This window comes from Zhongshania sp. (genome assembly GCF_041584495.1).
GTDB lineage: Bacteria > Pseudomonadota > Gammaproteobacteria > Pseudomonadales > Spongiibacteraceae > Spongiibacter.
On record NZ_JBFHDY010000101.1, the window covers coordinates 1 to 13,217 of the forward strand.

Below are 13,217 nucleotides of genomic sequence, written 5' to 3' on the forward strand. Positions count from 1 at the left end.
AATAATGGTACCAGTGGGCGGACTCGAACCGCCACTCCCGAGGGAACCAGATTTTGAATCTAGCGTGTCTACCAATTTCACCACACTGGCATGTGATTGGGGCGCGATTATAGCAAGCTTTTCTCTGGGGTCAATCGACCATGACAGTTTTCTTAATATATCTGCAATTTAAGTGCTGAAACTCGGGATTTGCTTGCCTCGGTGGAGTCTTTTGGCAAATTCCGCTAATCTTGCGCCCTTCCAAATGAAAGCAGACATTATGCGGCGCAGCGACTTTAATTTTGAGCTTCCCGAAAGCCTCATCGCCTATTATCCAATGCCAGAGCGCGATGCCAGTCGTTTATTGGTATTGAATTCCCGGCAACAATGCGAGCATCGTCAGTTTAAGGCGCTGCCGGATTATTTGCGGGCGGGTGATTTGCTGGTTTTTAATAATACGCGGGTAATTCCTGCCAGGCTATTTGCCACCAAAGAAAGCGGTGGTCGAATTGAAATATTGGTTGAGCGGATTGTCGACGAATATCGCGTGTTGGCGCATGTGCGCTCGAGCAAGTCGCCAAAGGCTGGCGCGACGCTCTTGCTCGCAGCAAATAATACCGATGCCCCCGGCACAGAGTCTGTTGCCGTCCTTGGTCGCCACGATACGCTATTTGAACTTGAATTTGCTGAGCCGGTGTTGACGGTGTTGTCTCGTTTAGGGCATATGCCGCTGCCGCCATATATAGAGAGAGAAGATTCTGCCGAGGACCGCGAGCGTTATCAAACAGTTTACGCGAGCCGCGATGGCGCGGTGGCCGCGCCAACGGCAGGTCTGCACTTTACGGAAAGCTTAATTCAGCAGTGTGTGGCAAAAGGCGTCGAGCTTGCCTTTGTGACCTTGCACGTGGGGGCAGGTACGTTTCAGCCAGTGCGCGCCGATGATATTCGCGACCATCAAATGCATTCGGAATATATCGAAGTGCCCGAGGAAGTTGCCGAGCAGGTGCGTGCCACCCGTGCTCGTGGTGGCCGCGTAGTGGCGGTGGGTACAACGAGTGTTCGCAGCTTGGAGTCCGCTTCGCAATCTGGCGAGATTGCGGCCTTTGCCGGTGATAGTCGAATTTTTATTTACCCCGGCTACCAATTTCGCAGTGTTGATATGATGGTGACGAATTTTCATTTGCCGGAATCGACTTTGATCATGCTCGTCAGTGCCTTTGCAGGCCAGGCGGCTGTACTAAATGCCTATCGCGAAGCGGTGGCCGAGCAGTACCGATTTTTTAGCTATGGTGATGCCATGTTGGTGTTTCCTGCTACTAATACCGAGATAACAGGAAATACTGTATGAGCGACTGTCGCATGAAGTTTGCGCTAAAAACCACTGATGGTATGGCGCGGCGAGGATGTTTGGATTTTCCTCGGGGCAAAGTCGAAACCCCCGCATTTATGCCGGTGGGTACCTACGGCACGGTAAAGGGTATGTTACCGCGGGATATTCATGAAATTGGCGCCGACATTATTCTGGGTAATACCTTTCACCTCAGCCTGCGGCCGGGTACAGAAGTGGTAAAAGCCCACGGCAGCTTGCATGACTTTATTGGTTGGAGTGGGCCAATATTGACGGATTCGGGTGGGTTTCAGGTTTGGAGCTTGGGTAAACTGCGTAAAATCACTGAAGCGGGGGTGTCGTTTAAATCGCCGGTGAATGGCAGCAGTGTTTACCTTGACCCCGAGACCTCAATGCAAATTCAGCGGGATCTGGGCTCCGATATTGTGATGATCTTTGATGAGTGTACGCCATACCCGGCAACAGAGGCCGAGGCGCGCACATCTATGGAGTTGTCGCTGCGCTGGGGGGCACGCAGTAAGGCGGCGCACGCGGGTAATGATGCGGCGCTGTTCGGTATTATTCAGGGCGGTATGTACCCTGAGCTGCGCAGGGAGTCGCTAGCAGGGCTGGCTGAGGTTGGTTTTGATGGTTATGCTATTGGTGGCCTGTCGGTGGGGGAGCCCAAGGAGGAGATGCTGAAGGTGCTCGATTCCCTTGCAGATCATTTGCCCACCGACAAACCCCGCTACTTAATGGGTGTGGGTAAGCCCTCGGATATTCTCGAAGCCGTAATGCGGGGCGTAGACATGTTCGACTGCGTGATGCCCACTCGCAATGCTCGTAACGGCCATTTGTTTACCTCTACTGGGGTGATTAAGATCCGTAATGCAGCCCATAAAACCAACACTGCGCCTCTGGATGCGAATTGTGATTGCTATACCTGTCAGAACTTTAGCCGCGCCTATTTGCACCATTTAGATAAGTGCAAAGAGATTCTTGGTGCGCAATTGAATACCATCCACAATTTGCGCTACTACCAAAATCACATGGCGGCGATTCGTTTGGCGATAGAGGAAGGGCGTCTCGCGCAATTTGCCGCAGCGTATTATGCCAGTCAAGAAGTGCGGCCGGATCAGGCTGAGCAGCCTGATCGGCGGAGTGAAGAGGATGACGAGTCAGGTGCTTAAACTCGTGTTTTTTGTGCCAGCTAGTCATGTTGAGGTGGTTAAGGCGGCTGTGTTTGCGGCGGGAGCTGGGCGTCAGGGATATTATGAACACTGCTGTTGGCAGGTGTTGGGGCAGGGGCAGTTCCGGCCAATGACCGGAAGCTCGCCGTTTTTAGGTGAGCTTGGTAATCTAGCGTCGGTCGCCGAGTATCGGGTTGAATTGCTTTGTCCCGCCGACCGCGCCAGCGCGGTGAAGGCGGCGCTCGTCGCTGCGCACCCATTTGAAGAGCCCGCTTATGAATTTTTACCGCTAGTGCAAATATAGCCCAGGTTTTATGGCATTCTTAGTCATGTTGGAAGGCTGTGTTGTTGGCGAAAATTGAGGATTTCTTATGCTGTATGAATTGGGTGATCGGCGCGTCACACTTGAGGGCGGCGCGCATTTTATTGCCGATAACGCGACGCTTATAGGTTCGGTCACAGTGGGTGATCAGGCGAGTATTTGGTTTAACGTGGTTATTCGCGGTGATGTAGACGATATCGTGATTGGTGCGCGCAGCAATATTCAAGATGCATCCGTGCTGCATACCGATGTGGGTATCCCAATGCATATCGGTGAGGATGTCACTGTGGGACATAAGGTGATGCTGCACGGTTGCACCATTGGCGCCGGTAGCTTGATTGGTATTAATTCAGTGGTACTTAACGGTGCGAAGATTGGTCGGGGCTGTTTAATCGGCGCCAACTCGCTGGTAACTGAAGGTATGGAAATTCCTGATGGTGCTCTGGTCATGGGCGCGCCAGCAAAAATTAAGCGTATGCTTAGCCCTGAAGAGCAGGCGGCGCTGCTGATGTCTGCGGCACATTACGTGGAAAATGGTCAGCGCTTTATTGCTGAGCTTCGTCCCCAGGTGGTGCCAGAGAAATGAGCGTAGAGATAAAAGATAAGCCAGTGGCTTCGCCTTGTGTGTCGGTCTGCGCTCTGGATGAGTACGATATCTGTACAGGCTGCTATCGCAGTTTGGATGAAATTAGTGATTGGTCGGCGTTAAGCAATATGGCGAAGCGCGAGGTGATTTTTCTGGCTAATCAGCGCTGCCGCAGCAAATATGACCTTTAGTGGCGTGTTTTGGGCTTAATATAGGCGCGAACTGACTGAATAAGATTGCCTTTCATTTCGATAATTTCAAAGCGGTAGCGGCCTATTGATACGCCGACTGAGGCTTCTGGAAATGATTCTAATTTTTCAAGCAAAAGGCCGTTTAGGGTCTTGGGGCCGTCGGTGGGTAATTCCCATTTTATACTCTTATTTATATCGCGAACCGTGGTAGTGCCATCGACTAAATAGCTGCCGTCGGCTTGATGAATTATGTCTTCAGTGTCGGTGCTTAAATTGGAGGTAAACTCGCCAACGATCTCTTCCAGTAAGTCTTCAAGCGTGACTATGCCCTGCATAACGCCGTATTCATCGACCACTATGCCGAGTCGGCGTTTTTGCTTTTGGAAGTTAAATAGCTGGGTGTTGAGCGGCGTGCCTTCGGGAATGAAATAGGGGTCTCGTATAGCTTGCAGCAGGGCGTCGCGCTGCACGCGCCCCTGTTCATCCACGCTATTGATAATGTCGCGTTGATGGAGGATGCCGACAATATTGTCGATGTCGTTTTGGTAAACGGGTATGCGGGTGAACTCGGCATCGCGCAATTTGTGGATGATGGTATCGGTGTTGGCGTCGATATCAATGCCGAACACTTCATTGCGCGGAATCATAATGTCGTCGACGGTGATCTGCTCAAGATCGAGGATATTCATTAACATCCCCTTGTGGTGTTTGGGGATTAAATGCCCAGCTTCACCAACGATTGTGCGCAATTCCTCTAAGCCAATATGTTCTGAACCGTCGTTTTTCTCGATGCGCGTTAGCCGCAAGACAAAATGGGTAACGTGGCTAACCATCCAAATGACGGGAAAGAGCAGCGATTTTAGTGGTAGCAAGACATGACTGACCGTGTAGGCAACGGCTTCTGATTTATAGGCGGCAATGGTTTTAGGGATAATTTCAGCAAATATTAAAAATACCAAGGTCAGCAGTATTGATGCTGGCACCACCGCGTTGTCGCCGTACATGCGAATGGCAAGAATGGTAGCGATCGACGCGGCTAAATTGTTAACTAGATTATTGCCGATCAAAATCGTGCTGATAAGACTATCGGGTTCTTCCAGTAGTTTGGATGCGCGTTTCGCGCCGCGATGGCCTGATTTGGCACGATGCCGCAGGCGATACCTGTTGAGGGACATCATTCCGGTTTCGGAGCCGGAAAAAAATCCGGACAGAATGATCAGTGCAGCTAATATGCCAAAGAGAAGACCCAGCGGTGCCTCGTTCAAAAAGCCCAGAACCCCTTAATATGAAATGAGTGCCAATCTTGAAGAAAAATGTGAGGCACCACAAGCGTAATCTCGGCTTCGGTATTAATGGATGATTAGTGATAGGGCAATTTTGGTGCCAAGGTAGCCCAGCAATAAGCAGGCAAAGGCCCATAGTGTCCAGCGTATGGCGATATTGCCGCGCCAACCTAAGGCCGCCCGACCGCATAATAAAATCGCCAGTAGCACCCAAGATAATACTGAAAACACGGTTTTGTGGAGCAGGTGCTGAGCGAGAATGTCGTCTACATAGACGGCGCCAGTCGTAATCGCCAAGCTCAGCAGTACGAATCCAGCCCAAATTAGCTCAAAAAGCATCGCTTCCATGGTCTGAAGTGGCGGCAAAATACTCGGCAGGCCCTTCAGTCGGTGGTCGCGCAGCATGCGGTTTTGCAAGGCGAGAACAGTGGCCTGCACTGCGGCAATTGTGAGCATACTGTAGGCGAGTATGGACAATAGTATGTGGCTTAACACGCCGGGGCTCTGGTGCGGTAAGACTTGCTGTGTACCAGGTATGAGAAGTTCGGCAGTTAAGCTAATGGCGGCGAGGGGGTATAGGGCAATTAATAAATTGTGTAATGGGCGACGCAAGCTGGCGCTGAGCGTGATGACACAGATTAGCCATGTGACAAGGGATAGCACCTGAGCAACGCCAAGGTCCATACCAGCGGGAGTGGAAATAGCAGTGAAGGCCGCGAGCGCGTGACAGCCGGTGGCCAGTAAGCCGGGCGCTAGGCTGCGGTAACTTATCGGCGTGCTAATTAAGCGGTATTGGATGCCCGCGGCAACAAGATAGAGCGTGATGGCTGCGATGCTGCTGTATAGATTCATAGGTTCAGTATGGCCAATATGTCGTTGATGTGTGTACTGAGCGTTGGGTCTGTCTTGAGACTCGGTTATACTGCTGCGCTATCGTGTAAGCCGGAAGTACACAAGTGGGTAAGATTGTAAGCGGGTTCGCGCAATAATGTCGACTTGAACCACGTTTTCCCTGAAACCTTCTGCAGAATCAAAGATATTAAGAGAGTTTACGCATGTTTGAGAGCTTAACGGAACGTCTATCGCAGACCCTGCGCCATGTTACTGGTCAGGCGCGTTTGACTGAAGACAATATTAGCGACGCCATGCGCGATGTGCGCATGGCCTTGCTCGAGGCTGATGTCGCGCTGCCGGTAGTAAAGGACTTTGTTGACGCGGTGCGCGGTCGCGCGGTTGGGCAGGAGGTGAGTAAAAGTCTCAGCCCTGGTCAGATGTTCATTAAAATCGTCCAGCAGGAGCTGGAGCAAATTATGGGGCTTAAAAATGAAGCCCTGAATTTGGCTACCCAGCCACCGGCCGTTATCTTGATGGCGGGCTTGCAGGGGGCAGGTAAAACGACCTCAGTTGCTAAACTCGCGAAATTCCTGCAAGAAAAGCACAAAAAGAAAGTGCTTGTAGTTAGTGCGGACATCTACCGGCCTGCGGCAATCAAGCAGCTTGAAACCCTCGCGGCAGATGTGGGCGCGGGATTCTTCCCCAGTAATCTCGAGCAAAAGCCAGTCGATATCGCTACAGCGGCGATAGCCGAAGCGAAGCTGCGTTTTTACGATGTGCTGATTGTTGATACCGCGGGTCGCCTTCATATTGATACCGATATGATGACCGAAATTAAAGACCTACATGCGGCGATCAAGCCAGTTGAGACCTTGTTCGTGGTAGACGCCATGACCGGTCAGGATGCGGCTAATACCGCTAAGGCCTTTGGCGAGGCCTTACCTCTGACTGGTGTGATTCTAACCAAGGCCGATGCCGATAGCCGCGGTGGTGCAGCCTTGTCGGTGCGTCATATTACCGGTAAGCCGATCAAGTTTATGGGGGTTGGTGAAAAGACTGATGCACTTGACCCCTTTTACCCAGACCGTATTGCGTCGCGCATTCTCGGTATGGGCGATATGCTGTCGCTTATCGATGAGGCCGAGTCTAAGCTCGATAAAGACAAAGCCGAAAAACTCGCCAAAAAGCTTAAAAAGGGTAAGAAATTCGATCTGGAGGATCTGCGTGATCAGCTCCAGCATATGCAGAATATGGGTGGCATGAAGGGTTTGCTGGATAAGCTGCCGGGTATGGGCAATATGGCGCAAATGGCCCAAAGCCAGATCGATAATAAAATGTTTACCCGCATGGAAGCGCTCATCAACTCCATGACCCCGGCTGAACGCCGCAATCCGGATTTGCTCAATGGCTCCCGCAAACGCCGTATTACCATGGGTTCGGGTACTGAGATTCAAGATTTGAACCGTCTGCTTAAGCAACACAAGCAGATGGCTAAGATGATGAAGAAGATGGGGCAAAAGGGTGGAATGACAAATATGATGCGTGGCATGGGCGGAATGATGCCGCCCGGTGGTGGTCGTTTTCCTGGTATGTGATGTCTTTGCTCAGTGAGTAGCGCCTAAAGACCGTTAATTCTCTCGTGGAATTAACGGTGTGCTACAGATAGATTTAATCTTTTGATTGATTCTTAACGCATTGATAACTAAGGGTTTGGTGTTTTAAGTGGGTGATTTTTTCTCGATATTGCCGTGATGGTATTGTTTGGGGTGATGGCCTTGGAAGAAAAACTGCGCCAAGTGTTTCATATATCACTTAATTCCCTTATAATTCCGCGCCTTTATGGCTTCGGTCAGTAAATGCTTCGAATTTTTCGATAAGCAGGCGTTTTTTGCCTGCCCAAATGCTAGGAAATGGAACAAGAATGGTCATTATTCGTTTGGCACGTGGTGGTTCTAAAAAACGCCCATTTTATCATCTAACAGTTACTGACAGCCGCACCTCTCGCGACGGCCGTTTTATTGAACGCGTTGGTTTTTTCAACCCGGTTGCCCGTGGCAATGAAGAGCGTCTGCGTGTTGATAATGCACGCGTTGAGCATTGGGTGTCTAAAGGCGCGCAAATGTCTGATCGCGTTGCAAAGCTGCTGAAAGACGCATCTGCTGCCGCTTAAATGTCAGCGCTTGCCCCGCAAGGCCGGGTGATAATCGCGAAGATTACGGCGGTTTATGGGGTGAAAGGGTGGGTGAAGATACATTCTTTCACCGACCCGCTAAGTAATTTTTTTGGCTACAGCGATGTTTACTTTTGCAAGTCTGGAAAGTGGCAGCGCGCCGAGTTTGACGAGTGTCGGCCTCACGGCAAAGGCATAGTCGGTCACTTGGTGGGCGTTGATGATCGCGATGCAGCTGCCGCATATTGTGGTTTAGAGCTTGCTGTAGCTGATGACGCCTTGCCGGTGTTGGAAGGTGATGAGTATTATTGGCATCAGTTGATCGGTCTGAAGGTCAATACGCTGCTGCCGTCCGGTGACAGCTGCTTATTGGGTGAGGTCGATCACCTTCTTGAAACAGGTGCCAACGATGTGCTGGTGGTGCGTAAGTGCGCTGGCAGCATTGATGATAAGGAGCGTTTGATTCCTTATGTGCCGGGGCAGTTTGTAAAGGATATCGATCTTGATACCAAGATCATGTCGGTGGACTGGGATCCAGAGTTCTAGTTAAACGGAGCAAAGGCGCTAGGCCAGCGAGGCTGGGCCACAGGGGGCAGTGTCGTGGAAATATCGGTGGTTAGCCTGTTTCCCGAGATGTTTGCCGCAGTGCGTGATTACGGCGTGACGGGGCGAGCAGTTCAGAACGGTTTGCTCAGTATAGCGTGTTGTAATCCTCGAGATTACACCATTGATCGTCACCAGACAGTGGATGACCGGCCCTATGGGGGCGGCCCAGGCATGGTGATGAAGACCGAGCCGCTGCAGCGTGCCATTGCGGTTGCGAAGGCATCGGTCGCGCCGGGGGCGACAGTGATTTATCTGTCACCCCAGGGGCGACCGCTAACGCAGGCTGGCTTGACGGAGTTGGCTACAAAGCCTTCGCTGGTATTGTTAGCGGGGCGTTATGAAGGTGTAGATGAGCGCCTGATTGACGGCGAAGTCGATGAGGAATGGTCGATTGGCGATTATGTGTTAAGTGGTGGTGAGTTAGCGGCCATGGTAATGATTGACGGATTGAGTCGTTTATTGCCGGGTGTGTTGGGTCATCATTTGTCGGCAGAGCAGGATTCTTTTGCCGATGGTTTGCTGGATTGTCCGCACTACACGCGGCCTGAGTACTACCGAGACATGGCGGTGCCAGACGTGCTGTTAAGTGGTAATCATGAAGCGATACGACGCTGGCGGCTGAAGCAGTCACTGGGTCGGACATGGTTGCGGCGCAGAGATTTACTTGAACAGGTAGAGCTGAGCGACGAACAAAATAAACTGCTGGCGGAATTTGTCCGCGAGCTTGACGATTAATTGACATCTAGCTGCGAAGCTACAAACCTTTGAATTTAGGAGCATGCCATGAGCACCAACAAAATTATTGCCGCACTGGAAGCAGAGCAGTCCACCAAAGAGCTGCCAGATTTCAGCCCCGGTGACACCGTTGTTGTCCAAGTGAAAGTTAAGGAAGGTGCACGTGAGCGTCTGCAGGCTTTCGAAGGTGTTGTTATTGGCATTCGTAGCCGTGCCCTGAACTCGGCTTTCACTGTGCGTAAAATCTCCCACGGCGTTGGTGTAGAGCGTACTTTCCAGACTTACAGCCCGCTGATTGAAAGCATTCAAGTCAAGCGTCGCGGCGACGTTCGTCAAGCTAAGCTGTACTACTTGCGTGAACTGAGCGGTCGTGCCGCACGTATTAAAGAAAAGCTTGGCGCTAAAGCGTAAGCTTTCTTTTGCGAAACAAAAAAGGCAGCCATTGGCTGCCTTTTTTGTTTTAGGATGGGCGAAAATTCTGAGTTTACTTTTGCAAAGCCGAGGTTGCTGGCAGTATGGACCCCAGAATGCAAGATACCCATATTATTGAGCTCTATGCAGATAGCTTGTGGTTAGAAAAAAGGGCTTGAGTGCAAATACAATTTCAGCCTACCGTCAGGATTTGCAGGCCTTTAGCGATTGGCTGGCATCTCGCGAGCAGCGTTTGCTGTCTATAAGCAAGGCTGATGTCTTGAGCTATCTCGGCGCTCAGCGGACGGGGAAGCTCTCTGCTCGTAGTACAGCGAGGATGTTATCCTGCTTGCGCGGTTTTTATCGGCTGCAGTGCTGAGAACAGCGTATAGCGGTAGATCCAACGCTGGACATTGATTCGCCTAAGCTGGGGCGGCCCTTGCCCAAGTCGTTGAGTGAGCAAGATGTTGAAGCTTTACTGGCCGCGCCAAATATAGATGACCCTCTCGAACTGCGCGACAAGGCCATGTTGGAGTTGCTCTATGCATCGGGTTTGCGTATTACAGAGCTGGTGGGTTTAAAGTTTGCTCAACTCAGCTTATCTCAGGGTTTGATGAGAGTTGTTGGTAAGGGTGATAAAGAGCGTTTGGTCCCCATCGGCGAAGATGCAAGTCTCTGGATACAGCAGTTTATGAGCGCCGGGCGGCCGCGTTTGCTGACTGCTGGAGTGGCGCCAGATGTGGTGTTTCCTAGTCGCCGCGGGCAGATGATGACTCGGCAGGCTTTTTGGCATCGCGCTAAGTATCATGCTTTGAATGCGGGGCTTAGTAGTCAGATTTCTCCGTATACTTTGCGCCATGCTTTTGCAACACATTTGATAAATCATGGCGCTGACTTGCGGGTCGTGCAATTATTACTGGGTCACTGGGATTTGAGTGCAACACAGATTTATACTCATGTTGCCAGAGAGCGGATGAAGTCGTTACACAGCATGTATCATCCACGTGGTTAACGTTGTCTGAGGTGACTGAACTTGTTGCCTTGAAGGGGTTCTTAAAATACTGGGTTGGCAGTACTACGATTATTTTTTGGAGAAATTATTTGAATATTTTAAAGAAGCGCACTGCCGTTCGGGCTTTGTGGTCGATTGTTTTAGCTGGGCTAATACTGCCTGCGATGCAGGTCAATGCCGGCAGTGTAGTGGTAGATAAGGCGGCCGAAACTGCCATTAGGGCTTCTTTTAAAGCCACCCGCCCTGATATTGTGATTAGTAACGTTGTTGCCAGCGAAGAATTGCCGGGTCTTTATTTGGTGAGCATGCAAAACGGCCCGGTGGTGTATGCCAGTGCAAATGGTAAATATTTTATCGTCGGTGATATGTTTGAAATTAGCGCTGCGGGAATTGAGAGTGTTGCCGAGAAAAAACTCGCGCCGCGGCGTAAAGAGTGGCTAAGTGAAGTTAAGCGGGAGGATATGATCATATTTAGCCCTAAAGGAAAGGCTAAGGGCGCGATTTATGTCTTTACCGATGTGGATTGCGGATTCTGCCAGAAGTTGCATCAAGAAGTTCCGCAGCTGAATGCGGCGGGAATTGAAGTTCGCTATTTGGCATACCCCCGCGCAGGCTTGGGAACGCCAACCTATGACAAAATGGCATCGGCGTGGTGTGCTGACAATCGCAATGCCGCAATGGATGCCTTAAAAAGTGGCGGTTTTGTTACGCAGAAGAAATGTGATAACCCCATCGCGGCTCAATATCAGTTGGGGGCGGCAATGGGTGTTACCGGTACGCCTGCTATTGTGTTAGAGAATGGCAGTTTGATTCCCGGCTATAAGCCTGCTGCTCAGCTTATACCGATGGTGCTTCGTTAACTTCCAGTGTTCTTAGGCAGCTTTCGCACGCGAGAGCTGCCTGTTGGACTACTCAGTTCAGGTATCGTCTTTACCAGCTTACATGGCGTCGAAACCACGGTTTAGTTCTGCGGGTAAATAGTCTGCGGCTATGCGTGGCGGTGGTACGCGATAACGGTTCAGCTCATCCCAAGTTAGCAGTGAATAATAATCGCGAATATTGCGGACATAGCGCGCGGCTTCGTCACCGCGCGCATAGCCGTAGCGCGTGGGCTCAAACCATTTTCTTTGCCGCAATAATGGCAGATTTTCGCGGACGTCGTTCCATAGGTTGGGGTTGCCGCCTAGTTGTTCGGTGATGACCCGTGCGTCTTCAACATGGCCAAGGCCAATATTATAGGCGGCGAGGGCAAACCAGCTGCGATCGGGGCTCTCTATTGAGCTGGGCAGCCGACTTAGCATTTTCTTGTAGTAGCGAGCACCCCCTCTAAGACTTTGCATGGGGTCGCGCCGGTCATCTACGCCGAGTTCTTCAGCGGTGGCGCGGGTGAGCATCATCATGCCCCTGACCCCGGTGGGTGATCTTGCGTCCGGATTCCAGTGGGATTCTTGGTAGCTTATGGCGGCAAGCAATCGCCAGTCTAGGTCGTATTCAATAGCTACTTGCTCGATCATGCCCTTAACTTCTGGCAGCCGCTCTTCTTTAAGTTGGAGAAATGCGTGGGTGTTAATAAAGGTGCGGCGTTCATTGAATGTGAAGTTACGCTCCACGAGACGTGGCAATTTGCCGTTGTCGGTCATGACTTTAAAAAACTCAGCAACGGCTTTGGTTAGCCCCGCATTGGCAGGTGTCGCCAGCATAGCCCAGGCCATTTTGTGGGGGTTGTCGGCGCTAAAGCCGATGCGGAAGCTGGGGTAAAAGGCGCGGTTGGCGTAAAACTCATTGGAATTGATGATCGTCACGTCGATTTGGCCATCGGCGAGCTGTTCAAGTAGGTCAATGGTTTCAAAGTCTCGGCTTTCAGCCCATGTTAGATCGGGGTGATTTTGTTTTAATTCCTTCAATAAGTTGACGTGGGCAGTATTTCCTAATACTCGAATTTGCTTGCCGATTAAGTCTTTCGCGCTTTTTATGGGGTCATTTGCATCGCGGTTGTAGATAAAAAATTGCTTGACGCTTAAGTAGCTTGGGCCAAAGACAAGCGAGTCTTGGCGTTCAGGAGTGATGCTTAGGCCTGCAGCAGCGATATCAGCGCTGCCATTCGCGAGGCTATCAAACACTTCGTCGAGCCCGACTACCGGAATTATTTGCAGTTTTACCCCTAAATGCTCGGCAAAGGCGTGGGCCAATTGATACTCGAAACCGGCTGGTGCGCCCTGGCTTTCATAATAAGTAGTGGCGCCATTGCGTGTTACTACCCGTAAAACGCCGTCTTCACGAATTTTTTGCAGGCTGTCGCTATTTTCACTGCAGTGCGAAAAAAGGCCGATAACAAGCACTGCCAGTAGGGCGCGCAGCAGCAATCGTCGTGTTTTGGGGCAGTCTGGCAAGTGTGTTGCTCCGAGAATCTTGGGCTCGATTGTAGCGCTTAGCGATTGATCGCACCATAAAGAGTATTTGGGATAAAATTTCCCGCGTATTTCCTTTACAATGGCCGGCTTCAATCCATTCGATCAAGGTTGTCGCCCCGAATGCTCATTATTCCAGGTGCTCCGGCGCTTTCAGATTTTC

The 13,217-nt window shown here is 51.0% G+C and carries 14 protein-coding genes, 1 tRNA gene and 1 pseudogene; 12 read left to right on the forward strand and 4 right to left on the reverse strand.

What is annotated here, in order from left to right; translation table 11 throughout:
* Positions 1–5: 5 nt before the first annotated feature.
* Positions 6–90, reverse strand: a tRNA-Leu gene (locus ABYP33_RS14260).
* 169 nt (positions 91–259) lie between these two features.
* Here ABYP33_RS14260 and queA point away from each other — a divergent pair.
* From queA to ABYP33_RS14285, 5 genes are all read left to right on the forward strand, one after another.
* Complete coding sequence (gene queA / locus ABYP33_RS14265; protein ID WP_373091809.1) at positions 260–1,327, forward strand: tRNA preQ1(34) S-adenosylmethionine ribosyltransferase-isomerase QueA; 1,068 nt, start codon at positions 260–262, stop codon at positions 1,325–1,327.
* Positions 1,324–2,496 (forward strand): tRNA guanosine(34) transglycosylase Tgt, encoded by a 1,173-nt coding sequence (gene tgt, locus ABYP33_RS14270; RefSeq protein ID WP_373091792.1) that lies wholly within the window; start codon positions 1,324–1,326, stop codon positions 2,494–2,496. The genes queA and tgt overlap by 4 nt, the downstream gene beginning before the upstream one ends.
* On the forward strand, positions 2,477–2,800 hold the full coding sequence (locus tag ABYP33_RS14275) for an NGG1p interacting factor NIF3 (RefSeq protein ID WP_373091794.1): 324 nt from the start codon (positions 2,477–2,479) through the stop codon (positions 2,798–2,800). The genes tgt and ABYP33_RS14275 overlap by 20 nt, the downstream gene beginning before the upstream one ends.
* A gap of 67 nt (positions 2,801–2,867) precedes the next feature.
* Positions 2,868–3,404, forward strand: coding sequence for a gamma carbonic anhydrase family protein (locus tag ABYP33_RS14280; RefSeq protein ID WP_373091796.1), 537 nt, complete (start codon positions 2,868–2,870; stop codon positions 3,402–3,404).
* Positions 3,401–3,595, forward strand: a complete 195-nt coding sequence (locus ABYP33_RS14285) for a DUF1289 domain-containing protein (RefSeq protein ID WP_373091798.1) — start codon at positions 3,401–3,403, stop codon at positions 3,593–3,595. Before ABYP33_RS14280 ends, ABYP33_RS14285 begins: the two co-directional genes overlap by 4 nt.
* Here the strand turns inward: ABYP33_RS14285 and ABYP33_RS14290 are convergent.
* Together ABYP33_RS14290 and ABYP33_RS14295 are read right to left on the reverse strand one after the other, a co-directional pair.
* On the reverse strand, positions 3,592–4,860 hold the full coding sequence (locus ABYP33_RS14290; protein ID WP_373091799.1) for an HlyC/CorC family transporter: 1,269 nt from the start codon (positions 4,858–4,860) through the stop codon (positions 3,592–3,594). The genes ABYP33_RS14285 and ABYP33_RS14290 overlap by 4 nt on opposite strands.
* An 84-nt stretch (positions 4,861–4,944) precedes the next feature.
* Positions 4,945–5,730, reverse strand: a complete 786-nt coding sequence (locus ABYP33_RS14295) for an inner membrane protein YpjD (protein WP_373091801.1) — start codon at positions 5,728–5,730, stop codon at positions 4,945–4,947.
* A gap of 203 nt (positions 5,731–5,933) precedes the next feature.
* Here ABYP33_RS14295 and ffh point away from each other — a divergent pair, with 203 nt between their 5' ends.
* The 7 genes and pseudogenes from ffh (at position 5,934) to ABYP33_RS14330 (ending at position 11,506) form a co-directional block, all read left to right on the forward strand.
* Positions 5,934–7,307 (forward strand): signal recognition particle protein, encoded by a 1,374-nt coding sequence (gene ffh / locus ABYP33_RS14300; RefSeq protein ID WP_373091802.1) that lies wholly within the window; start codon positions 5,934–5,936, stop codon positions 7,305–7,307.
* Positions 7,308–7,633: 326 nt separating this feature from the next.
* Entirely contained in the window at positions 7,634–7,882 is a 249-nt protein-coding gene (rpsP, locus tag ABYP33_RS14305) for a 30S ribosomal protein S16 (protein WP_373091811.1), read from the forward strand.
* Positions 7,883–8,428 carry a ribosome maturation factor RimM gene (gene rimM / locus ABYP33_RS14310; protein ID WP_373091803.1) on the forward strand — a complete coding sequence of 182 codons (546 nt, stop codon included), beginning with the start codon at positions 7,883–7,885 and terminating at the stop codon, positions 8,426–8,428.
* A gap of 54 nt (positions 8,429–8,482) precedes the next feature.
* A complete protein-coding gene (gene trmD, locus ABYP33_RS14315) occupies positions 8,483–9,223 on the forward strand; it encodes a tRNA (guanosine(37)-N1)-methyltransferase TrmD (protein WP_373091804.1) in 741 nt (246 codons plus the stop codon).
* Positions 9,224–9,271: 48 nt separating this feature from the next.
* Positions 9,272–9,634, forward strand: a complete 363-nt coding sequence (gene rplS, locus ABYP33_RS14320; protein WP_008247482.1) for a 50S ribosomal protein L19 — start codon at positions 9,272–9,274, stop codon at positions 9,632–9,634.
* Between the two features lie 104 nt (positions 9,635–9,738).
* Positions 9,739–10,646, forward strand: a pseudogene (gene xerD / locus ABYP33_RS14325) (site-specific tyrosine recombinase XerD).
* An 89-nt stretch (positions 10,647–10,735) separates the two neighbouring features.
* Positions 10,736–11,506 (forward strand): DsbC family protein, encoded by a 771-nt coding sequence (locus ABYP33_RS14330; RefSeq protein ID WP_373091805.1) that lies wholly within the window; start codon positions 10,736–10,738, stop codon positions 11,504–11,506.
* A gap of 78 nt (positions 11,507–11,584) precedes the next feature.
* On the opposite strand, the gene mltF is transcribed toward ABYP33_RS14330, so the two are convergent.
* On the reverse strand, positions 11,585–13,036 hold the full coding sequence (mltF, locus tag ABYP33_RS14335) for a membrane-bound lytic murein transglycosylase MltF (RefSeq protein WP_373091807.1): 1,452 nt from the start codon (positions 13,034–13,036) through the stop codon (positions 11,585–11,587).
* Between the last annotated feature and the right edge of the window lie 181 nt (positions 13,037–13,217).

Bases quoted from the DNA above. Each gene is read 5' to 3' on its own strand.
- queA (WP_373091809.1), top strand. From the start codon at position 260: ATGCGGCGCAGCGACTTTAATTTTGAGCTTCCCGAAAGCCTCATCGCC.
- tgt (WP_373091792.1), top strand. From the start codon at position 1,324: ATGAGCGACTGTCGCATGAAGTTTGCGCTAAAAACCACTGATGGTATG.
- ABYP33_RS14275 (WP_373091794.1), top strand. From the start codon at position 2,477: ATGACGAGTCAGGTGCTTAAACTCGTGTTTTTTGTGCCAGCTAGTCAT.
- ABYP33_RS14280 (WP_373091796.1), top strand. From the start codon at position 2,868: ATGCTGTATGAATTGGGTGATCGGCGCGTCACACTTGAGGGCGGCGCG.
- ABYP33_RS14285 (WP_373091798.1), top strand. From the start codon at position 3,401: ATGAGCGTAGAGATAAAAGATAAGCCAGTGGCTTCGCCTTGTGTGTCG.
- ABYP33_RS14295 (WP_373091801.1), bottom strand. From the start codon at position 5,730: ATGAATCTATACAGCAGCATCGCAGCCATCACGCTCTATCTTGTTGCC.
- ffh (WP_373091802.1), top strand. From the start codon at position 5,934: ATGTTTGAGAGCTTAACGGAACGTCTATCGCAGACCCTGCGCCATGTT.
- rpsP (WP_373091811.1), top strand. From the start codon at position 7,634: ATGGTCATTATTCGTTTGGCACGTGGTGGTTCTAAAAAACGCCCATTT.
- rimM (WP_373091803.1), top strand. From the start codon at position 7,883: ATGTCAGCGCTTGCCCCGCAAGGCCGGGTGATAATCGCGAAGATTACG.
- rplS (WP_008247482.1), top strand. From the start codon at position 9,272: ATGAGCACCAACAAAATTATTGCCGCACTGGAAGCAGAGCAGTCCACC.